General features: G+C 42.4%; 21 protein-coding genes and 2 tRNA genes. 9 read left to right on the top strand and 14 right to left on the bottom strand.

Translation table 11 applies throughout. The annotated features are described in order from the left end of the window. The first annotated feature begins 1 nt into the window (after position 1). A tRNA-Cys gene (locus CMAQ_RS03930) sits at positions 2-78 on the top strand. A gap of 517 nt (positions 79-595) precedes the next feature. On the opposite strand, the gene CMAQ_RS03925 is transcribed toward CMAQ_RS03930, so the two are convergent. The 7 genes from CMAQ_RS03925 to CMAQ_RS03895 form a co-directional block, all read right to left on the bottom strand. Beyond that, on the bottom strand, positions 596-1,024 hold the full coding sequence (locus CMAQ_RS03925; RefSeq protein WP_012185823.1) for a hypothetical protein: 429 nt from the start codon (positions 1,022-1,024) through the stop codon (positions 596-598). Positions 1,025-1,184: 160 nt separating this feature from the next. After that, positions 1,185-1,877, bottom strand: coding sequence for a DNA/RNA nuclease SfsA (gene sfsA / locus CMAQ_RS03920; RefSeq protein WP_012185822.1), 693 nt, complete (start codon positions 1,875-1,877; stop codon positions 1,185-1,187). A 167-nt stretch (positions 1,878-2,044) separates the two neighbouring features. Continuing rightward, a complete protein-coding gene (locus tag CMAQ_RS03915) occupies positions 2,045-3,187 on the bottom strand; it encodes an aspartate aminotransferase family protein (protein WP_012185821.1) in 1,143 nt (380 codons plus the stop codon). A 1-nt stretch (position 3,188) separates the two neighbouring features. Further along, positions 3,189-4,541 (bottom strand): argininosuccinate lyase, encoded by a 1,353-nt coding sequence (gene argH, locus CMAQ_RS03910; protein WP_012185820.1) that lies wholly within the window; start codon positions 4,539-4,541, stop codon positions 3,189-3,191. After that, the gene (locus tag CMAQ_RS03905) at positions 4,528-5,712 is read right to left on the bottom strand and encodes an argininosuccinate synthase (protein ID WP_083755280.1); all 1,185 of its coding nucleotides are present in this window, start codon (positions 5,710-5,712) and stop codon (positions 4,528-4,530) included. Before CMAQ_RS03905 ends, argH begins: the two co-directional genes overlap by 14 nt. Positions 5,713-5,869: 157 nt before the next feature. Next, the gene (locus tag CMAQ_RS03900; protein WP_012185818.1) at positions 5,870-6,679 is read right to left on the bottom strand and encodes an ABC transporter permease; all 810 of its coding nucleotides are present in this window, start codon (positions 6,677-6,679) and stop codon (positions 5,870-5,872) included. Next, positions 6,670-7,560: an ABC transporter ATP-binding protein gene (locus CMAQ_RS03895; protein WP_012185817.1), complete on the bottom strand. Its 891-nt coding sequence runs from the start codon at positions 7,558-7,560 to the stop codon at positions 6,670-6,672. The genes CMAQ_RS03900 and CMAQ_RS03895 overlap by 10 nt, the downstream gene beginning before the upstream one ends. A 175-nt stretch (positions 7,561-7,735) precedes the next feature. On the opposite strand from CMAQ_RS03895, the gene CMAQ_RS10930 reads away from it, so the two are divergent. Both CMAQ_RS10930 and CMAQ_RS03890 read left to right on the top strand, forming a co-directional pair. Next, a complete protein-coding gene (locus tag CMAQ_RS10930) occupies positions 7,736-8,122 on the top strand; it encodes an APC family permease (protein ID WP_269479088.1) in 387 nt (128 codons plus the stop codon). A 14-nt stretch (positions 8,123-8,136) separates the two neighbouring features. Further along, positions 8,137-9,762, top strand: a complete 1,626-nt coding sequence (locus CMAQ_RS03890) for an APC family permease (RefSeq protein ID WP_269479087.1) — start codon at positions 8,137-8,139, stop codon at positions 9,760-9,762. A gap of 79 nt (positions 9,763-9,841) precedes the next feature. On the opposite strand, the gene CMAQ_RS03885 is transcribed toward CMAQ_RS03890, so the two are convergent. After that, positions 9,842-10,189 (bottom strand): hypothetical protein, encoded by a 348-nt coding sequence (locus CMAQ_RS03885; protein ID WP_012185816.1) that lies wholly within the window; start codon positions 10,187-10,189, stop codon positions 9,842-9,844. After that, on the bottom strand, positions 10,186-10,560 hold the full coding sequence (locus CMAQ_RS03880) for an SUI1 family translation initiation factor (protein ID WP_338028827.1): 375 nt from the start codon (positions 10,558-10,560) through the stop codon (positions 10,186-10,188). The genes CMAQ_RS03885 and CMAQ_RS03880 overlap by 4 nt, the downstream gene beginning before the upstream one ends. Before the next feature lie 762 nt (positions 10,561-11,322). On the opposite strand from CMAQ_RS03880, the gene CMAQ_RS10670 reads away from it, so the two are divergent. Both CMAQ_RS10670 and CMAQ_RS03870 read left to right on the top strand, forming a co-directional pair. Continuing rightward, a tRNA-Pro gene (locus tag CMAQ_RS10670) sits at positions 11,323-11,423 on the top strand. Positions 11,424-11,574: 151 nt separating this feature from the next. Beyond that, complete coding sequence (locus CMAQ_RS03870) at positions 11,575-12,786, top strand: MFS transporter (protein WP_012185814.1); 1,212 nt, start codon at positions 11,575-11,577, stop codon at positions 12,784-12,786. Between the two features lie 272 nt (positions 12,787-13,058). Here the strand turns inward: CMAQ_RS03870 and CMAQ_RS03865 are convergent, their stop codons facing one another. Continuing rightward, a complete protein-coding gene (locus tag CMAQ_RS03865) occupies positions 13,059-13,691 on the bottom strand; it encodes a hypothetical protein (RefSeq protein WP_012185813.1) in 633 nt (210 codons plus the stop codon). Between the two features lie 292 nt (positions 13,692-13,983). On the opposite strand from CMAQ_RS03865, the gene CMAQ_RS03860 reads away from it, so the two are divergent. Beyond that, a complete protein-coding gene (locus CMAQ_RS03860) occupies positions 13,984-14,805 on the top strand; it encodes an ABC transporter substrate-binding protein (protein WP_012185812.1) in 822 nt (273 codons plus the stop codon). Between the two features lie 212 nt (positions 14,806-15,017). On the opposite strand, the gene CMAQ_RS03855 is transcribed toward CMAQ_RS03860, so the two are convergent. Both CMAQ_RS03855 and CMAQ_RS03850 read right to left on the bottom strand, forming a co-directional pair. After that, positions 15,018-16,013, bottom strand: a complete 996-nt coding sequence (locus CMAQ_RS03855) for a glycosyltransferase (RefSeq protein WP_012185811.1) — start codon at positions 16,011-16,013, stop codon at positions 15,018-15,020. A 146-nt stretch (positions 16,014-16,159) separates the two neighbouring features. Then, positions 16,160-16,990: a sulfite exporter TauE/SafE family protein gene (locus tag CMAQ_RS03850; RefSeq protein ID WP_012185810.1), complete on the bottom strand. Its 831-nt coding sequence runs from the start codon at positions 16,988-16,990 to the stop codon at positions 16,160-16,162. Between the two features lie 94 nt (positions 16,991-17,084). Here CMAQ_RS03850 and CMAQ_RS03845 point away from each other — a divergent pair, with 94 nt between their 5' ends. Beyond that, a complete protein-coding gene (locus CMAQ_RS03845; protein WP_048062915.1) occupies positions 17,085-17,747 on the top strand; it encodes a BAR domain-containing protein in 663 nt (220 codons plus the stop codon). A 21-nt stretch (positions 17,748-17,768) separates the two neighbouring features. Continuing rightward, positions 17,769-18,428: an orotidine 5'-phosphate decarboxylase / HUMPS family protein gene (locus CMAQ_RS03840; protein ID WP_012185808.1), complete on the top strand. Its 660-nt coding sequence runs from the start codon at positions 17,769-17,771 to the stop codon at positions 18,426-18,428. A gap of 57 nt (positions 18,429-18,485) precedes the next feature. Here CMAQ_RS03840 and CMAQ_RS03835 read toward each other — a convergent pair whose 3' ends face one another. Beyond that, complete coding sequence (locus tag CMAQ_RS03835; RefSeq protein ID WP_048062914.1) at positions 18,486-18,671, bottom strand: chromatin protein Cren7; 186 nt, start codon at positions 18,669-18,671, stop codon at positions 18,486-18,488. Between the two features lie 305 nt (positions 18,672-18,976). Then, on the bottom strand, positions 18,977-19,909 hold the full coding sequence (locus tag CMAQ_RS03830) for an MBL fold metallo-hydrolase (protein ID WP_012185806.1): 933 nt from the start codon (positions 19,907-19,909) through the stop codon (positions 18,977-18,979). A gap of 314 nt (positions 19,910-20,223) precedes the next feature. On the opposite strand from CMAQ_RS03830, the gene CMAQ_RS03825 reads away from it, so the two are divergent. Continuing rightward, positions 20,224-21,198: a replication factor C small subunit gene (locus CMAQ_RS03825; RefSeq protein WP_048062660.1), complete on the top strand. Its 975-nt coding sequence runs from the start codon at positions 20,224-20,226 to the stop codon at positions 21,196-21,198. Positions 21,199-21,329 lie beyond the last annotated feature (131 nt).

Raw genomic sequence — 21,329 nt, 5'->3', positions numbered from 1 at the left:
AGCCCCGGTAGCTCAGCACGGTAGAGCGGCGGGCTGCAGACCCGTAGGCCCCGGGTTCAAATCCCGGCCGGGGCTCCAGGGATACTTATTATTAACATTTCCATTCAATCCCCCGCGTTACATATCAATGTTTTACCTGTTACAAGAGAATTCATACACAATGCAGTTACTACCTATATGGCTTGACTAGGATTATTCATGACTAGGTTAAGGTAATTAACTTATATATGTAGAATGATGCTTCAACTAGTAGGATTAACATTGCAGGGAACTTAATCTGCATGATTAGTCAAGTAAGTATATTGTTGCTGAGAATTTACTCCACCATGCATTAACCTTCCTCACTACTTGAGGAATCGACTAGATTACTTGATGATGTTTCTGAGGTTATGCTAGCCTTAATCCATGGTTAAGTTAATGTGCGCATCCATTTAAGTTAACTCTGTTGAGATCATTCATAATATGTCATAAAAATCCAGGACTCATAAAGAATGATTAAACTAAAGGAGAAGAGTTAAGATCAAGGGTAAGGAGCCTTGAATTCTACTTTAGGGTGATTCATAGTTAACTCACTAAATAATGGTTTCCTTATAATTCACCAGTATTGCGGCGTCTCAGAATACCTCACTGTGCCTTCTGAATCATCTGTAAATCTCCACCTTCCACTACCGGCAGCTAGTATAATTATGCCAAGCTCCTCGGAGAGCTTATCATTAATAATAACCTCCTCCTCAACATGCGATACCACCGCATCGCAGGTCACAGCCCTGGATTCCCTATCAGCTGTGATCACAGTGATCTCTATGGAATTCGGAATCACGTATTCCCTAATGGGTCCGCCGGCGGTTCCAAGTTCAACAATGTAGGCATTACCTATGGGTGGCCATAATTTAAGTACCTTAGCTAGATTTATGGGTATTAATACCTGTGGCCTCTCAGTCTCAAAGCCTGTGTTAACTAATGCTGAGGTTGATACCTCAATGGAGCCACTACTCCTTAACCTGACCCTCACTCTCACGGCCACTTTTAATCACCCAAATGTGCCCGACCCTACGCCTAATAACATATATATGCCCAATTCTACCCTTAATTCTACTCACATTAATTTAACGCTAAGCTCCTCCTTTAATTTTTTCAGGATTCATTAACTCACCTTAGCTTTATTCATTAACCTTAGTGACTGTTCACAGTATCACATTAACTCGACCCATGGGGAGCAGTACCCAGTCCCTAGTTAACGCTAGCTTGTAGGCTAGTACCTTAACCCCATGTTCAATGGCGTACTTCAATGCGTTACTGAACCTGGGGTCGAGGCTTACGTTTGGTGTGAATAATAGTGCATTGGATCTTAGTACTAGGAATATTACGTAGGCTTCATAACCCTCCTCAATGGCTTTAGCCAACTTAATCATATGTCTTGCACCACGTAATGTGGGTGCATCCGGGAACTTGGCTACACCATCCTCCTCCAGCGTAACCCCCTTAACCTCAACCATAGTGTAACCACCCTTAGGTGACTTAAGCATTAAATCAAACCTACCCCCACTAAACCTGGGTTCTCTTCTTAAGACCTCGTAACCCTTTAAAATGAGGCCATTCTCTATGAGCCAGGCGGCTACATTATTGTGTATGGCTGAATTAATTAAAACCAATTCATTACCCAAATCCACTGCGGTAAGGTAGAACCTAGTCTTACCTGAGTCTTTATGGTATGCGTAGAACTTGATGCCGGGTTTAAGTAATTCCTTTAAACGCCCTGGATCATGAATATGAACCAGGGACTCAACTCCATTGATTAGACCAATGCCCAGGAACCTATTAATCCTCTTAATGAAGACGCCTTCAACATCAGGCTTATTAATGGTGAAGCCTAGTATAGGTAACCACCCTTAAGCCTATTAACCCAATCTTAAATATACCCTTCTCTACCCATTTCCTTAATCACCCTTAGATTCTAAAACACCTAGTGCTAAGTTTAACTTAATGTCCTCCCCTATTAGGGAGACCCCGTTGATTCGGACTACACAGTTGAGAGGCAACGGGGTCATTGAGTCTTAAGTACTTCATTCAAGGCGTTGACAATTGCCTCAACATCATCACCGCTTATCATGTAGGGTGGTAGGAACCTAACCACATTAACTCCAGCGGTTAAGGCTAGGATGCCGTGCCTCATTAATGCTTCAACATAGGGTTCAGCCCTAGTCCTCAACTCCACGCCAATCATCAACCCCATACCCTTAACCCTAATCACAAGCCTTGAATTCAATTCACTAAGCCTCTTAGCCAATAGGGAACCAGTCTCCTTAACTATACTTGGTACATTAACCCTTGTGAAAACCCTTGTGGCTGCGGCTGCAGCAGCCATTACCACTGGATTACCTGCGAAGGTTGAGCCATGCTCCCCAGGGCTGAAAACATCCCCAAACTCCCCCTTAGCAACCACTAGGCCTATGGGTAATCCACCTGCAATTGCCTTACCTGCGGTGAATAAGTCTGGTTCAACACCGTAGTGTTGGAAGGCCCATGCTTCACCAGTTCTCCCAAAGCCGCATTGAATCTCATCAAATATGAGTAATGCATTAACCCTACTTGCGGCCTCCCTTAACGCCTTTAGGAAATTAACCGTGGCTGTGTTTAAACCACCCTCACCCTGGACTGGTTCAACTATTACGCAGCATACATCATCGTCAATGAGCTTATCAACCTCATTAACGTTATTAAATGTACCGAACCTCACATGTGGGTAAAGGGGCTGGAACGCCTTCCTGTAGTTTTCATTCCAAGTCACGGAAAGGCTACCCATGGTTCTTCCATGGAATGAATTAGTGAAGGCAACTATGGTCTTCCTCCTAGTCACCTTCTTCCCTATCTTAATAGCTGTTTCAACAGCCTCAGTACCGGTGTTTTGCAGGAATACTGTATCGAAGCCGTGGGGAATTATTTTAGAGAATTCACTTACAAACTCATCCCTGGCCTCATTACCCATGTTGAGTGGTACCGTGGTTATCTTATCCAATTGAGCCTTCACTGCATTAATTATTTCAGGGTTTGAGTGACCCATGAAGGCTACGCCATGGCCTGTATTAGCGTCAATATACCTATTACCCCCTGAATCCCATACGTATTGCATACTGCCCTTAATGATGCTTAGTGGGTAAACCTTATAGTACCTGGCTAACCTAACCATGTTAATCACCCATTAGTTCAGCCTCAGCCTTATTAACACTTACCTCCAATTCCTTAACCTTAGCCTCAATGCTGCTTAATTCAATTAACCTAGCCTTAGCTGACTCAGTGATAATACTTGGATTAGGTCCGCCTAAAACCTCCTTACCCCTGATAGCCTCAGTGGGGTTGATTCCCGGATTCTTACCCTCCTTAATCATTACAGCCACCTCCCTATGAGCATTCCTGAAGGGTATTCCTCTACTAATTGACATTAATTCAACGTACTCAGCGGCTGTGACAGGGTATTTAACCAGGTCCTCCTTAACCCTCCCCTCATTCACCTTGATTCCCCTTAGTAAATCAGTGATCATTCCCACACCATCAATGGCTATCCTCATGATTAACCAAGCGTGCCTAGTCTCCTCCTGTAGGTCAAGCTGGTAACCAGCCTCAACAGGTCTTTCAATCGAGTACATTGATACTAAATGCCCCACAGCCTCCCCTATCCTAGCCCTAAAAACCTCAAGTGTGGCTGGGTTACGTTTATGAGGCATAATACTGCTTGTGGCTAAGTGACTTGGCTCAAGTGTTATGTAGTTTAACTGAGGCATAAGCCACATTTCAATATTATTAATGAACCTACCTAACTCAACTAGGTAAGATACAGTAATTGATGCTGAAGCAAGCATGAAGTACCTTGAACCCGTTGCGTACACAGTATTCTCAACGATACCATTGAATGCAAGCTCCTCAGCCTCCCTAACCCTATTCAACTTAACCATGGTGCCTGCTAATGGGCCTGAACCTAAGGGGGACTTATTCACTACTTCATAAATTGAGAGGAGGCTAGTTAGGAAGTCTCTGCTTAATTCATCTAGGTAAAGCATGTAGTGGCCTAGGGTTGTGACCTGAGCAGGTTGCCTATGGGTGGTGCCTATTATTACGGTGTCTGCGGTTTCAATAGCCTTATTCAACACCACCCTCCTTAATTCAATAATACTTGAGGCTAATTCAATTATAAGTTTCCTAAGCCTTAATCTAAGCGCCGTCGCTACGTGATCATTCCTCGACCTACCTAATCCAATCCACCCACCAGCGTCACCAAGTCTATGAATTAACACGGCCTCAATATACTCGTGAACATCCTCATACTCATCACTGGGCTTATATGGCTCCTTGGCTAGAGACCTCAACGCCTTAATTATTGCCTCAGCCTCATTACTGGGTAATACACCAACCTTGTTTAACTCATTGACGTGAGTTATCAATGCAAGTATGGTTTCCCTATATATTTCAGCATCATCCAATAGGGATGAGGTGTACTTAATCTTGCTTAATTCCCCCTTCCCCAGTAGTCCCTCACGATACACCACTACCCCACCTTACCCTATATGCGGTTAATGAGTGCAACGTCCACATGCTTATGAAGCCCCTCGCCTCCTCGTCACTTGGGTACCAGCCCTTCACGTAATCCGCAATCTCCTTACTGTAACTGGCGTATGGGCTTGACCTACCTGTTATCATTAAGCCACCGCGTACAGTGACCTTAACAACACCAGTCACCCACTTATTCATGGCTTTAGCAGCCTCCTCAAGTTCAATACGCAGTGGTTCATGCCAAAGCCCCTGGTATATTAGGTCGGTCCAAGTCTGGTCCATGAGCCTCTTAAACCTATACTCAATTGGAGTGTATATTAACTTCTCAAGATCCCTATGAGCCTCTATTAGGGTTAACGCGGCTGGAGCCTCATAAACCTCCCTTGACTTAAAACCGACAACCCTATTCTCAACATGATCAACCCTACCGTATCCATGACTACCCACAAGCCTATTTAAGGCTAGTATAAGCTCGGAAAGCTTCATCTTCTCACCATTTACAGCAACTGGTACACCATTCTTGAACTCAATCTCCAGTTTAAGAGACTCATTAACCTTACTTGGATTAATAGTCCACTTAAAGGCATCCTCAGGTGGCTCAACCATTGAATCATCTAATTCAGGACCCTCAATACTCCTAGTCCATAAATTATCATCAATACTAAACCTACTGTGAACCTCAGGGATAGGTATATTATTCCTCCTAGCGTACTCAACCTCGGTTTTCCTATCCATTCCCCATATCCTAGCCGGCGCAATTACGGTTAAGTCAGGGGCCATGGCCTTTATAGCCTCCTCAAACCTAACCTGGTCATTACCCTTAGAGGTTGAGCCATGGGCAATGGCATCGCAGCCTTCCCTTCTGGCAACCTCAATAACCTTCTCAGCTATTAATGGCCTAGCTAATGCTGTTCCAAGAGGGTACTTGTCCTCATATAGGGCATTCAACATTATTGCCGAGGCTATGGGACCATTGGCGAAGTCATCCCTAGCATCAATGGTGTAGTGCTTAAGTACGCCGAGTTTATAGGCCCTATTTTCTATTTCACTGAAGTCATCTTCCTGACCCACATTAACCGTCACCGTCACGACCTCTGCATTAAACCTACTCTTCAACCAGTGGATAGCCACGGTGGTGTCTAAACCACCTGAGTAGGCTAGGGCTATCCTACTTGGTTTCCTCGTCCCAGGTTATCCATAAGCCTACGTAAAGGGGTTATTAATAAGCGTTACGCATGATTAGTGTAGGATTAAGGTTTATTCCACGCATTGCATCAAGAATGATTTTAAACCTTAAAATTAAGGGTATTTAATTCACGCACCGTTAGTACATGTGCACAGTACCCTGCTCCAGTATTCTCTTGAAGGCGTAGTTGGTTAACCATATACCTATTATTATGTATATTACTGACAGTATGGATAGTATCACTAAGTCATTAATCATACTGCCTAACCCCTCCCCAGATAACATTGCCTTCCTTAAACCATCAAGGGCCCATGTTAAGGATAAGGCGTAGCTCATGTCCTTAAGCCAGGTGGGTAGTATTGATACTGGGAAGACCACGTTACCAAGAATATTAGTGGCCACTGAGGTGAATAATGCCACTGGATTACCCTGCTTAACTATAAGGACCACTGCACCTGATATTAGGTTTAAGCCTATTATCGACACCATGTATAGTAGTAGAACCACGAATGTTGAGAGGGGATTAATAATGTACTTTATTCCTAAGCCATAGCCTATTGCCAATACTGTGACTGTGCTTATTGAGTTTATTACGAATCCCCATACCGTGGAGTAGAACATGAGTGACATAGGCCTAAGGGGTGCGGCCATCTGGTACTCTAGGGTGCCTATTAATTCCTCATTCCTAATCCTACCAGCTAATGTGGCTACGGCTGATGAGAAGTAGCCTTGGAAGGCAATGCCAACGGTTGCAAACGCTGTATAACTGTAGTTTGATGCTATTGCCGCTGACATTTTACTTGCCCCGAAGGTTAAGCCTATGAAGTAGTAGAGGAAAACCGGTATTGTCCAGCTTATGAAGTTTAAGGCTACTTGAGTCTTATAGCTTACCCAAACCTTAAACCCCCTTATTACTACGAAGGAGTATAGTTTAGCTGCTAAACCCATGGTCCACCACCCCTCCTATTCATTCTTTCCTCAATCCTCGCATTCCTCTCTGCGAAGGCAACTTCAACGTTGAGATCAATTACCCTGAGGTTACCATCCATTGAGGCTAATTTCTTAATTAAGTCATTAAACTTATCAATACTGGCATAAATAACGTAACTGCCATCACCAAGATCAGTAATCCTGAATCCGTCTAATGATGGTAAAGCACCCTTAACAAGCACCTTAACAATCTTAAGGGTTGGTAAAGTACTCACTATGTTTCTATTCAGGTAAACAACCCTATCAGCAAGCTCAATTTCCTGCGGGTCATGACTAGCCATTATTATCGTCTTCCTACCCTTAAGCCTCCTTATGTGGTCAAGTATTATTCTTTTACCATCAACATCAATACCGCTGGTTGGTTCATCAAGAAGCAGTATGTCTGGGTCATGCATCATTGCCCTAGCCAACTCAAGCCTCCTCATCATGCCTGTACTATATGTTGCAACCCAATCATTAGCCCTCTCAGCCAAGCCGAATTCCCTAAGTAACTCAAGACCCCTTCTCCTAGCCTCCTTAATGGATAAACCATATAGTGTTCCAAAAAACACTAAATTATCTAATGCACTAATCCTCCAGTAAACACCCCTATCCATGGGTGTCATGAAGCCCACGTGGCGCTTAGCCTCAGCTCTATGAGCCTCAATACCGTAAACAAGCACCTTGCCTGAATCAGGCAGTAGAACACCTGCGGCCATTCTAAGTAACGTGGTCTTACCTGCACCATTAGGACCAACTAGCGCTATTACTTCACCATCATTGACGACAAGATTAATATTTTCAACAGCAACTATCTTATTAAAACGCTTAGTAACATTAGCGAACTCTACAGCGGGCATAAACCCGATATCGGGCTGAGCGTATAAATCTTTCCCCAATCAGCAATTATAATGAGATAACAATAAGGCATATAGTGGCAAGTATATTCAATATATATTTATTATACTATATTTGACAATATTGATATAGACAATGTACGTAATACTTAAAAATGTAGAACAAGAGTATACTGGCATGAGTAAAGATGAAGGGGTGGATAAGGCAGGGGAAAATAAACTTAATGTACCCAATGAAGCTGAGCAAACTGATAAAATGCTTAGACGTGCTTTAAATCAATGGGATATAGCGTTCCTGGTAATAGGCGCAATGATTGGTAGTGGTTGGTTATTTGCATCCGCTGGGGCATCATCATACACCGGCCCTGCGGCAATACTATCATGGTTAATAGCGGGTTTCCTAATGATCTTCATAGCCTTCACCTACACGGAGATAAGCGGCATGCTTCCTAAATCAGGTGGTATCGTGAGGTATCCTCAGTATACTCACGGTGGCTTCGCATCATTCATGCTTGCCTGGGCCTACTTCCTAAGCGCAGTGACAGTAGCCCCAGTGAGGCTATAGCGGCGGTAACGTACATGTCTACGTGGTTACCTCAATTAACCGTCAGCGGCATGTTGACTCCACTTGGTGTATTGGTTGCAGCGGTATTGGCAACCTTCTTCTTCCTACTGAATTGGTTTGGTGTCCACGTAATGGGTAAGACTAATACCGCTGTTGGTTGGTGGAAGCTGGTCATCCCATCATTAACCTTCATCCTACTCATGGCACTGGCAATGCACTCAGTTAACTACACTAAATTAGCAGGAGGCTTCATGCCCTATGGCTCAGCCGCAATGTTTCTGGCTATTCCAACCACGGGAATAGCATATGCCTACTTAGGATTTAGGCAGGGGATTGATTATAGTGGTGAGGCGAGGAGACCAACTGACGTAGTTATGGGTACTATAATAGGCTTCGTAGTGGTAATGATCATTTACGTGCTACTTCAAATATCATTCATAGGTGGATTAAACTTTAACAACTTATACTTAGTTGATATAAATACTCAAACTAGCCAAGTGGTTAAAGTCCTTGGACACCCCACAGCAGGAACATGGAATTGGGGTTACATAAGCAGTACAGGCGTACCGGTGAGCAGTAATATCGCTGAGTTCGCGGCTTATAAATCGGGTAGTAATTATGTTCCGTTGGCCAGTGGGCCATTTTACGGTGTACTTGTGTCAAGTGGTGTTGCTATTCTAGCGGCCTTCGCGGTAATACTACTTATTGATGCCGTTATTTCACCATCAGGTACAGGCTGGATTTACATAGGTACCACTGCTAGGACGATTTACGGCATGGCTGCGGATGGACACTTACCTAACACGTTCCTTAAGCTTAATAAGTATAAGGTGCCTTTATGGCCGACTTTAACCGCGTGGATACTTGGAATGCTCTTCCTACTACCATTCCCAACATGGTTCGCAATATCATCCTTCATAACCACCACAACAGTGTTCACGTACATAATCGGTGGACCAGCATTAATGACACTTAGGAGACTGGCGCCTAATGCACCCAGGCCCATTAAGCTTCCTCTAGCGTCAGTTATTGGGGCGGTAGCAACCATTGCGGCATTCCTAATAGTCTATTGGTCAAGCTTCTACTACCTCTGGTTCGCATTCGCCTTAATTATGGCTGGGTTACCCTTATTCTTCATGTACACTATGGTTAATAAGCATGGGGCAAGCAGGATGATCAGCATTATTGCCAGTATTATATACTGGGCAGTATTAATAGCATCAACCTACTTCCTAATCTACCTACCCTTCGCTAAACCCACCGGCTGGCCATCATCAAGCCCCGTCACTATGCTTAAGCTTCAATTCACACACATAGTAGACTTCTTAGGCTACGTCGCGGTAACGTTAGTAACCTTAGTGGCGTTAATTTACTGGGTTGCCTCAACGGCAAAGAGTAAAGACCTCCGTAGTCACATTAATGCAGGTTGGTGGATAATAGCTGTACTGTACTCAGCATTAGTATTATCATTCTTAGGCAGCTTCAGCGTATTCCAAACCCCGATAATACCATTCCCATGGGATACTGTGGCCGCTGCAGTGGTTGCACTTGCACTATACATGTATGGTACCCGTAGTGGTTTACTAACTGATGATTTAATTGCCGTGTTTAAGGAAATGGGGGTAAATATTAATGAGTAAGTAGCTTTACTTAATTGCATCAGTTTCATTAAAATAATCATTAATTTAATAACACATGCCCCTACTTAACTCCTATTAATTAACCTGCCTCCCTGGGTGTTAAACCAAGGGCTATGGTTCTTATCTTCTCCATGCATGTTATTGAATCCCTAATTAACATACCTAGCACTAATTCATTAACCTGCAATTTAGTGGCTAGGGAGGAATTCTCAGCATAGAATCTAGCTAATACGTATTCATTACTCATCTCTATTAATTTATTAATTATAATCCAGCCATCCTCCGTGGATTCAATAACTTGATTAATACCCAGTACCTTAGCCACCTCTGAGAGTAACTTTAGACAGATTTCATGAACCTTAACAGGGTTTGATAAATTGCTGGCTAATTCAGTCCTGAAGCCGTCCTTAATGTATTCTATGCTCATTTATTCTGAACCACCGTTATGTTCTCGTCTATGAATATGTTATCTTCATTAAATCCCTCCTCAAGAAGCAGTTTCCTAATCTTATACCTATGGTCACCTTGAATCTCAATCCTATTATCCTTAACAGTACCTCCTGCGGCTAACTTACGTTTAAGTTGCTTAGCCACTTCCTCTAGGTTTATACTCTTAGCATCATTACTATCAACCTCAATTATAGTAACGTAATGCGCCCTCCTCTTTTCAACCCTTATCCTAATTAGGGCCTGCTCCTTAGCTATTGACTCACTAACAACATTATCACTCCCACTTATTGACGAGAGCAGTTGATCAATCACGTTATCCTGGTTGGGCTTATTATCCACCTCTCCCATGACCTACATTAATAAGACCAGCTTCCCCTATTTAAAGTTTCCCACAGGCAGATACCGTTAGGAAACTTAAGGAATAGAATCATTAATCCTACCGGAGTAATATTCACCATTACCGGAAAACACCAGGCAAATCCCTCATATTTGGAGTTTCCCATACTGGTACACCGAGTACTCATCCTTAAACTAACACTACTTAAACCCCTCCTAGACGCAGTGACTCAGAAAGGTTACCGCATTATTAAGGTGGCATTATACCGCTCACAGGGTTAGCATTAGACCTACATGAGTTTCAATGCAATGGTTTTACTGAATCAACCTTTAATTAACAGTGGTTGCTATATAATAATAAGAATAAGGCCACATATGTTTTTCCTGAAATCACCGAATCATCCATGCCTTACTGAAACTTCGTCTTAATTATGTCGATCCTCTCCTATGCATCATATTAATATTACGTTAAGTAATTATGAATATGGGAACTATGATTAAGTATAAGCCTAGACTTAAATGGTGCTGTACCTAGGCCTTACCATGTATTCACCACTGAAGGTGATCTATCTCATAGTGAAACTACTGCCAAAGATGCTTGGAAGGTGATGGTTAACTTCTTTAAGAAGCGCTTGGGAGATGATTTAGATGAGCGGTAAGGGGAATACCAATATATAGCTTATTGCTTCTTAATGTGTAAAGCTCCTTGAGGAAACTGAAAAATAAAGGAACTGCAGTAATCTTAAAAAGGAGGTTAAATAATTGCGGAATGCAGGGGCCGTAGTCTAGCCTGGTTAGGACACGTGGGTTTAACCACGCCTAAGGCACGGCTCGGGCCCGTGTGATCCCGGGTTCAAATCCCGGCGGCCCCACCAATCACAATACTGCGCCTTGATTATTCCTGCTTTATCTTTCTGCATTTTCTAAGTGATGCCTAACTCATGCTCGGTATACCTCATTTTCCTAATCAATGTATAGATTGAGTAAGCGCATAAAATTTATAAATTGGTTATTGGTTACCAATTCATGAGTAATTTAAGGGAGATTGATTATGGGCCATTAGGGAGGAGTAGGTTCTTCGCCATAACATCAACGGCACTGGGCATGTTCCTATGGGGTTTCATACTGGCATTAGCCCCATTAACAACGCAATGGCCCTTCGTACCAAGTAGTTTTGATGAGTACGTACTCTTAGCGGCGCCAGTATCATTAATGGTTGGTAATTTAATCATCGGGAAATTATCTGACGCCTTGGGTAGGAAGATGGGTTTCATAATGACCATGGTTATTTACGGTGTTGGTGCATTACTAATAATATTATCCAGTAACGTTTACGAATTAATAGCCGGCATAGCTCTAGCTGAATTTGGTCTTGGTGGTGAGGAGCCTGCAACGTTAGCCTATATGGCTGAAATGATGCCCATTAGGTTGAGGGAGAGGATCATCATAGGTGTTACTAATGTGGCTAATATTGGTGCCGCGGTGGCGGCTGCATTGTCCCTTGTTGCTTCATCAATGTACCTTCAGAAGCTGTTCTTTGGTGTAACAATACTAGTCACCATAATTATAATATTAGCCACTAGGCTGCTGATACCTGAATCATATAGGTGGAGTAACGTGAAGTCGTCATGTAGGGTGATTGGGTTAAGTGAGATGAAGGGATTTAGGATTAGGTTAATATTCTTAACACTCATAGCCTTAACAATAGTGTTAACATATGCATTACTGGCTCTCGTAATGGGTCCTTACCTCTTTCCGAAATTAACCTCATGGATCGTGCTACTGTATAATGTTGGTGAATCAGTGGGTGGCTTAATAGGCATGGCCTTAGCTGATATAATGGGTATGAGGAAGTTCACCCTAATGGCCTACCTAGGTGGTTTCATCACAATGCTACTGGTTATACCTCAATTAGCCTTTGCACCGCAAAACCTACCACTATTCCTTCTAATACTATCTGTTAACGGCGTATTTGGTGAACTGGGGTGGGCCGCTAGGGTTGTACTGGAGCCTGAGTTATTTCCAACAGGCAGTAGATCCATGGGTGTTGCCTTGGTTAGGGCAATAGCCTACGTCGCCTACATAGCATCAATCTTCATAACAGCTGGTTTCACAATATGGCAATACGCATGGTATAATGTCGCACTATGGAGCCTTGGGCTATTAGGTGCATTGATTTGGTTTACCCATGGTGTTGAAACCAGGCTTAAGACCCTGGAGGAGGTTAATCCGCAGTGAATTGAAGCAACACTATCACTGATTATTAAACATGGATTTTAATAATGCCTTAGCCTTCCTTAATGTTCTACCATAATGGTGACTGCACCGTTAGTATTAACCATGGTTATCATAACTCACTAATGCATTCATAAGGTACCACCTCCTTCTAATGGCCATTAAAATTCCCTGAGGCATGAAAATAGCTTCCTCCCCATCCTAGGGGTTGATTTATTGGTTTACCGTCTTCTATCATTACCTTATTACCAGTGGGTGTTACCCACCCTGCTCGTCTAGTGGTGGACCTGGGCTGGGTCTCCTGTGGTCTTCAGGTGGTAAATATGATGGTAAGCTAATTCAGCGCCAAGAATCTGTAGGAATATACTGGCATTGAAATTATATAATCCAGTGGGTGATAAGGCATTAATGCTGATATAGAAAACCTCATTCCCTCCATATGCTACCAGTGCCCCGTATCGAAATAACCTTGAAACATTATTGATTGGCTCCGTGGCATTAAGTAAAAGTGTGTAATTCCATCCATTATAATACCCTGAAACAACATAATTGAAGTATGAGGAGTCTAGGAGGAATTCATAATAACGATTCTCAGCATATAATGGGGACTTAAAACTTAGGATCTCTATATTGCCAACTAATCTTATGGGTGCAGTGATGAAGGAATATTCATTAATTGCAGAATAATTATTCGATGCTTTTATCTGGATAAAAACTTTAACTTCAGAGGCATTTAAAATTCCTGCGATTGTATAGTTATCTATAATATCCTGTATTACGGGCTTCTTACCATTCACCAGTTGTTGTAAGTTATTATACTTTTGTAGTAGGGTATAGTACCCTAAGCTAGTAACCGCAAGAGCCGCCACTAACAGTATTATTCCTACGTAAAGAATTCTAACATCCATTGACGTGACCCATTACGCTATATTTTTAAATTTTCCCCAATTAAGTTTAATAGATTATTCCCATATATCATTTTTCAAAGGTGATGTAATGTTAAATGATAACGCATATAATTTATTTGATACATTGGAAGTAGGTTAAGGGGAGAGTCATATGTGCAATGAATTATGATACTGGTGTTAAGTATTGAGTCCCCCCATGAGTTGAGGAATAATTATGAGTATTACTGGTGTTTAGGGATGAAGGGTTAAAATACAAGTCCCCTTACCTTAATGATGAAGTGGGTGGTGGAGGGTGATTGATGGTGAGTTAATGGGTGTGCCACGTAGGGTAATTAGCCTTAATCCATCTGTAACAGAGTTCCTATTCCTACTTGGGGCTGGGGATAGGGTTGTGGGTGTTGATGTGTGGAGTTATAGGCCGCGTGAAGCCATGAGGGTTATGAGGATTGGTTCATTTACGTCAGCTAACATTGATTTGATTAAGAACTTAAACCCAGACTTAATAATACTATCATATCCTGTTCAAAGGCAGTTGGTTAACCAATTGAGGGCGCTGGCACCTGTATTGGCTATACCTACCCCAGTTAACTTAAACACTGCCCTAGGCTTCTTTGAGATGATTGGTGGTTTACTTGATATGGATGAGGAGGCCTTGAGGCTGGTAGGTATTTACCGTGATTTAATGAGGCGTGAGGCTAATGTTGACGGCGTTCTCGCAGTATTCTCACTGGGTGATTACGTGGTGCCGTGTGAAGCTTCTTACGTAGCCTCTGCGCTTAATAGGGTTGGGTTGAATTACGTTAAGGGGTTTAAGTGCGTAATGGTTTTAACTAATAAGGATGGTTTAATCAACCTGATTAATCAACTTAACCCCAACCTAATAATATACGAGGGTAAGACTAAGACCTATAGACCCCAGGAACTTGACTTTGCGGCTAATAGACGTGTATTATTCGTACCCAATGACACGTTAGCCCACTTTGGGCCAAGCCTACCACTGGATCTTAGGCTGGTGAGTGAAGCCGTTAATAATGGTAGATCATTCGTGGAGGGCACATCCAGTGTTAATAGACCAAGCCTAAGTGATGAATGGTATAAACCATACGTAACCTAGAGCAGCCTGGTTTGACTTCCACTGGTGGCTTGGTTAAGGTGCATTATTATTTAAATGCATTCTCCTAAAGCATTAAGCCAATCAACATCCTTCATAAGCCAGGTGAATGATGCGGTAGCACTTTACATAGTGATTTTCAATGCAGTTAAGGATTTCCTAATCACCATTAATTCCTTACGTTGATTCACTGCATTAATGTATTCCGTTAAATATTATTTACTTGATGCCTCCTCGTAAATCTCCTTCATCATGTTTCTAATTCTACCCAGGTTATGGTTCTCTATGAGTCTTTGAAGCTGTAGATTTGCCCTGGCTTCATGCTCCCTCCTATCCAGGTACCTTAATGTGTTTTCAATTAGGCAATTTAAGTCACCTAGGGGGCACACTACACCACCATTAACCTTAACGAACTCCCCCAATCCCTCAACGTCAGTGGCCACTACAATAGCCTTATTAGCTATTGCATCCATGGCCGCTAATCCATACGCCTCATGCCTGGATGGCGCTAGAGCAATCATGGATTCAGCGAACGTTTTAAGGATCCTGGATCTAGGTAAGTAGGCGTGATACTCATCAATGAATCTTGGTACACCATGAGGTATTTGACCAATGTATATTGTCTTAACTGAGGGGTCAATGGACTTAATCACGGCCATAGTCTTTAAGGCTAAGTCACCGCCCTTCCTATAGTAATCATAACCCACGAAGGCTACTGCCTTAATCTTAGTTGCCTTGACCCTGAATAATGATTCAACGTAGGGTAATGGCACCACTTTCACCTGCTCATCACTAAAACCATCCCTTAATAACCCATCCCTAGCCCACCTACTCCAAGTGATTAATACTGAATCCTTATACAATGCCCTTACCGGTGTTTTAACGGGGGCCATGTTTAAGTATCCTGTGAAGAATTGACCTGGGGATTGATCAGTCTCAAGTATTAACCTACCACTAGGCCTAATGTACCAGAAGAATGCATGAACCACACTGTCTAGTTTCCTTAAATTATCGTGAAGCACCTTAACCGCTAGCCTAAGGCCGGATAACGCATCAAGGCTCATGGATCTGGATTCAATTATCGATGATACGTCACCGGTGACCTCTATTTCAAAGTCACCGTAAGGTAGTGAAAATAACCTAAGCATGGGGCCAAGTCTCTTAACGAACCCACCAGCATTAACCGGCACTAGTACTGATACCTTGGTCACAAGCTACCTTAAGTGGAGGCTTATTTTTCTTTTTAGTCATAGTCGTGGCCTACATGGAATTGCAATGAATCCCATTCCACTGAGTAACCAGAGGGAGGATGGGCATTATCTGATTATGAGGGATTACCCTTCAAGTTAGTGGTAGTTTAAAATACGCCTAACCTGTAGAGCATGTATATACCCACTAACACTATTATGACTCCGTAAGCCACCCTAAGCGTGTTCTTAGGTGCCTTAACCGCTATACTTGTCCCGGCGTAGCCACCGGCAATACCCCCAAGCACGTATAATGCGGCAATAAGCACCAGCACCTCACCGTAAGCCCAATACTCCGCTCCACTGGCTACACCAAAGGTACCCACACTTATTAGTGATGTTCCAATAGCCCTAGTTATGCATAAGCCTGTTGAGAACATTAACGCTGGCACAATTAGGAAGCCACCCCCTATTCCAAAGTAACCGCTCACTAAGCCAACTGCGAATCCGGCGCCAGCTACCTTCATAATAGTGCCTAGCGTTAACCTTGGGCATTTGTTAAGTGATTGAATAACCCTATCTACTTCATCATCAGTACCTGCCTTAGCTGATTCCCTCCTCACGGCTACATACACCCCAAGCACTATCATGGCTATTGAGAAGTATATTAGAAGCCTAGTGCCTGGCGTGATGTGGCCTAGGTATGCTCCTATTAATGCACCCACTACACCAACACCAGCGAATATACCACCAATCCTCGGTGCAACATTGTGTTTCCTGAGGTGCATGTATGAGTTTATGTATGCGTTTAAGCCAACGGCCAATGCCGTGGTGCCTATGGCTATGTGGGCTGCATTAGGTATTGTATCAAGGCCCACTAGGTATAGGAAGAGGGGTACGGCTAATATTGAGCCTCCTCCCCCTATTAAGCCAAGTGAAAACCCCACTAGTATTCCTGATATTACTGAGAGAGCGTATTGGAGAGGTGTTATGTATATCATAAACTTACGCTTAACCGGCTTCTAATTTAAAAACTATTTTGTCAAGAATATGACATATAGTTACATTTATTTACCAGTTCAGAACAGTTTAATTATGGTTAGTGTCCAGCAGGCCGTTAGGGTAATTGTAGAGGAGAATCCCCTCTACTTAATTGCATTATCAAGCGGCATAGCCAATCTATCAGCCATAGCTAGGGAGGTTAAACCACTTGTTGAATCCATAGTTGGTAAGGAGGTTAACCTAATGACCATAGTTAAGGCGTTAGAGAGGTTAACATCAAGGAAAACCCCAGCTTCAATAAGGGATATTGGGGAAGCCTTAGAGAAGGCTGAGGTAGTCATATTTAATGGTGTTGATGAAGTTGAATTAAGCCTAGCGGATACGGTTAAGCTTTATGAATCACATGAGTTAATGGAACTGTTTAAAGGCTACTCAATACTCTTAACTGATGGGGAGAGAGTGAAATTAATTGCGCCGGTCGCTGTTCTAGGTAAGTTCACTAATCCAGTGGGTAGACTGGAGTATACATTGGTTAGAATAATGTTTGGGGAAAAGGCACCTGTGGGTTTTGTAACATTCATGGTTCAGTTAGCTAGGGCAAGTGGAATAACAATAAGGCACATGCTTAGGTACGATAATGATGTATTCATAGTTGTTGAGAGAAGTTACGCGGTGGCATTACTTAAGTTGATTGAGGACCTAAGGAACAGCGTTAAGAGGAGGCAGGTGAACCAAGGCAATGATACTAATAAATAACCCTCCTACCCTCATTAAGCAATGAGAATAAGAGACCTAAGAGGCATAAGCAGGGTGGTGCTGGCCCTGGACTTAACGGAACCTAGGAGGTATTGGGATATAATGAATGAATTAAGGGGTTTAATTAAAATAGTTAAGATTAGTTGGGTAACGTTACTTACAATAGGCCCTGATGGTTTACGTAGATTAATAAGTGATAACAAGGATGTTTACTTCCTCATGGATGCTAAACTAGCTGATGTAGGCTTCATAAACAATATAATCGCAGGTAAATTTAAGGAACTGGGTATTAATGGGATTATAGTCCATGGATTCATAGGTAAGGTTAATATGCCTAATGTAAGCGACCTAGATATACTGGTATTGGTTTCCATGACCAGTGGGGGTGAATTATATGACGCCAACTTTGAGGAGGTAATCAGTATTATCAAGGAGATTAACGCCGCAGGGGTTATTATTGGCGGGAATAAGCCCAATTTAATAAGGAGAGCTAGATCATACTTAGGTAATGAATATGTGATACTTAGCCCAGGCATTGGTGCACAGGGGGTTAAGCCCGGTTGCGCGATAGCTAATGGGGCTGACTTTGAAATAGTGGGGAGGGCTATATATGAGTCAAGTAACCCTAAGGATTCATTCATTAAAATTGAGGATGAATCTAGGAAAGCAGAATGCGGTTGAATTCATTGGTTGAAAAATAAAAATGTTTTTACCTTTAACTTAATATTTTAACCAGGATTACTCAATCTTGCCTATTGCCTTTCTTAACGTCTTACCATTGGGGCACTTGAAGAGCCCTATTACAACACCCTTCCTGCCCTTTGGTTGAAGCACCCAGGCCTTAACTGGCTTCAGCCTAACCATCTGTCCATCGCACTCCACTTCATACTCCTTATTGAGGTATTGCTGTACATTTACTGCCATACCGGTCAATAGGTATACAGCGTAATGGCTAATAAACATGAAGAGCATTAATCATGGAGAAAAGAGATTAATGCTCTCTCTTTTAATCATTAAATATATCATTATTACGTGGGAAATTGCTTATATTCAACCATAGATTATTCATAAATCTCTCAATTAAATCACCAAAGCTTATTAGTAAGTGGGTACTTCTATTGCTCATTAATGATTGTTAATCCTGGAAAAGAACTGTTAAGGCTTTTCACGGTTAATAGGGAGCTTATAAGGAAGTTTACTTAAACATGAGCAGCATGTCACCGTGAAACCTACTCCTCCCTATTACTCCTTCTTTTAAATTTATTAACGTAACCTCTACCTGGATCCTCAATTTCATATAATTCCCTCCTCCTGGCTTCAAGCAGGTTATCGTTTAACCCAAGGATGGATGCGTAGGTATGCGCTTCAATAATACTTGGTATGTAATTCCTCCAGTTAATTATTCTAAGTAAGTGATGGGCAAGTATTAGCTTCTTAGGCTTAGCCATGTTCCATATTGTGATTAAGTTATTATTAGCCTCATTAAGATCCTCCTGCTTAAAGGAGTTTCCAAGAAGGTATACTGGAAAACCACCTATTACCAGGATTTCAGCCTTAAGGCTTAACGCAAACTCAACGGCCTCCCTGGAGAGGGGGCCTTGAACATCAGGTATGTAGGCGAGGGAACCGGACTCATCAATAATACCTAAGCCCACCACGTACCCGGTTTTACTGCCTGGTTTACCATGGGGTATTGGGTTAGAGATTATGAGCCTAGTACCATTAATATCAATAACCTGCCCATCGCACTTAACCCACTTACTCACTAAGCCTTGAACAGCCTTGAAGAGTCCAATGCCCCTCCTTCTTTGACTTGGGTTAACGGTTTCATAATCCTTAGCCAACACCACCTTACCTCCATAAATTAATTCATAATCCTTGGCACCGGTACCCATGTAAACACTACTGTAGGGTGGGGTGAAGTGATCCCTATGGTAATGGGATATGAATATGTAATCAACCTTATCCACCAAGTCCATTAACCTCTCCCTAAATGCCTTAAGGGCATCAAACTCCCTTGGATGCGGTGGTAAACCAAACCTAAAGGGGGCTAGGCTTGCCCCTGGGTCAATCAATATCCTTAAGCCCCTAGTCTCCACGTAAAGACTCATCGACCTAATGCCAAGACTCTCCTCACCAAGGGGTCTGATTAAAATAACCATGACTACAGTTTAAATTATGGTTACCTATTTATGTATTTTCAAGTACTCAATGAGTAATGGACCATGTGCTAAGTCTTCAACCCGATTACCCCATTGTAGAATTAACCCAGAACCTGTTTAATTAACCTGCCTCAAGGCACGGTATACTTCAGTATAATCCATTAAGCATAGGTGGGTTGAGTTAATCAGCTATACTAACGCCATCAAATGGGTACCCATCAGGTTAAGCATCATTGAAGGTAAGTTACTTGTCCTTAAGATTAATAAGGTGCTTGGAATGGGAAGGTTTATAATTCAATAAATCCCTAGTAAATGTGCCTGAGGAGCCTTGGGTGGAGCGTTTTAGGCCTGTTAGGCTTGTGGATTTGGTTGATCAGGAGGGTGTTAAGGTTGGTTTGATGGAGTTTGTTAGGCGTGGTGACTTGCCTCACCTACTCTTCTATGGTCCTCCAGGTGTTGGTAAGACTACTGCTGCCTTGGCTTTGGCTAGGGAGCTTTACGGTGATTCATGGCGTAGTAGTGTTCTTGAGCTTAATGCCAGTGATGAGAGGGGTATTGATGTTATTAGGGAGAAGGTTAAGGAATTCGCTAGAACAATACCCACCGGCCCAGTACCGTTTAAACTAGTAATCCTTGATGAGGCTGATAACATGACTAGTGATGCCCAGCAAGCCTTAAGGAGGATTATGGAGATGTACGCATCAACAACAAGATTCATACTACTAGCCAACTACATAAGCGGAATAATAGAACCAATACAATCCAGGTGCGCAATATTCAGATTCAACCCACTACCAAAGGAGGCAGTAATAGAGAGGCTTAGGCAAATAGCCAAGGAAACTGGAGTAGAGGTAACTGAGGATGGGTTAGAGGCAATATGGGAGGTGAGCCAAGGAGACATGAGAAAAGCAATAAACACACTACAAACAACAACCACAACAAACAAAAAAGTGGATGAAAACGCCGTTTATCAACTCTTCGGCGGCATTAATCCTCAGGAGGTTAGGGATTTAATATATGAGGCGTTGAATGGTGACTTTGGAAAGGCTATAATGGGTCTTAAATCAATGATAAGGGATAGAGGTGTTGACCCAATTTACATAATTAGGCTACTGCATAGGGAGGTCACTTCAACAGTCTCTAAGATTAATGCACCCGAGTACCTGAAACCGAGGATAATATACAGTATTGCTATGCGTCATCATGCAATACTAAGGGGGAGTGATGACTTAACGCAGGTTATTGGTTTACTCGCAGAAATAAGGTTAATGCTTAAGTCATCAGGCTAACTGGGTAATGCACCATTAGTGGAAATTAGCTTAATCATTATTCATAATATGAATACAGCATTATGATTGAATGATAATGATTATTGTGAAAAACTGAGTAAGGTTTATTTCCAGTGAATAACCCATCTCCT

This window comes from Caldivirga maquilingensis IC-167 (assembly GCF_000018305.1).
GTDB classification, from domain to species: domain Archaea; phylum Thermoproteota; class Thermoprotei; order Thermoproteales; family Thermocladiaceae; genus Caldivirga; species Caldivirga maquilingensis.
The sequence above is the reverse complement of the archived record's forward strand: the minus strand, read 5'-3'. Positions and strand labels throughout refer to the sequence as shown.

Coding starts and splice junctions, on each gene's coding strand:
- CMAQ_RS03850 (WP_012185810.1), bottom strand. CDS start 16,990: ATGATATACATAACACCTCTCCAATACGCTCTCTCAGTAATATCAGGA.
- CMAQ_RS03900 (WP_012185818.1), bottom strand. CDS start 6,679: ATGGGTTTAGCAGCTAAACTATACTCCTTCGTAGTAATAAGGGGGTTT.
- CMAQ_RS03895 (WP_012185817.1), bottom strand. CDS start 7,560: ATGCCCGCTGTAGAGTTCGCTAATGTTACTAAGCGTTTTAATAAGATA.
- CMAQ_RS03845 (WP_048062915.1), top strand. CDS start 17,085: ATGGTTAGTGTCCAGCAGGCCGTTAGGGTAATTGTAGAGGAGAATCCC.
- CMAQ_RS03840 (WP_012185808.1), top strand. CDS start 17,769: ATGAGAATAAGAGACCTAAGAGGCATAAGCAGGGTGGTGCTGGCCCTG.
- CMAQ_RS03870 (WP_012185814.1), top strand. CDS start 11,575: ATGAGTAATTTAAGGGAGATTGATTATGGGCCATTAGGGAGGAGTAGG.
- CMAQ_RS03830 (WP_012185806.1), bottom strand. CDS start 19,909: ATGGTTATTTTAATCAGACCCCTTGGTGAGGAGAGTCTTGGCATTAGG.
- CMAQ_RS03890 (WP_269479087.1), top strand. CDS start 8,137: ATGTCTACGTGGTTACCTCAATTAACCGTCAGCGGCATGTTGACTCCA.
- CMAQ_RS03880 (WP_338028827.1), bottom strand. CDS start 10,560: ATGGGAGAGGTGGATAATAAGCCCAACCAGGATAACGTGATTGATCAA.
- CMAQ_RS03865 (WP_012185813.1), bottom strand. CDS start 13,691: ATGGATGTTAGAATTCTTTACGTAGGAATAATACTGTTAGTGGCGGCT.
- CMAQ_RS03885 (WP_012185816.1), bottom strand. CDS start 10,189: ATGAGCATAGAATACATTAAGGACGGCTTCAGGACTGAATTAGCCAGC.
- CMAQ_RS03915 (WP_012185821.1), bottom strand. CDS start 3,187: ATGGTTAGGTTAGCCAGGTACTATAAGGTTTACCCACTAAGCATCATT.
- CMAQ_RS10930 (WP_269479088.1), top strand. CDS start 7,736: ATGAGTAAAGATGAAGGGGTGGATAAGGCAGGGGAAAATAAACTTAAT.
- CMAQ_RS03835 (WP_048062914.1), bottom strand. CDS start 18,671: ATGGCAGTAAATGTACAGCAATACCTCAATAAGGAGTATGAAGTGGAG.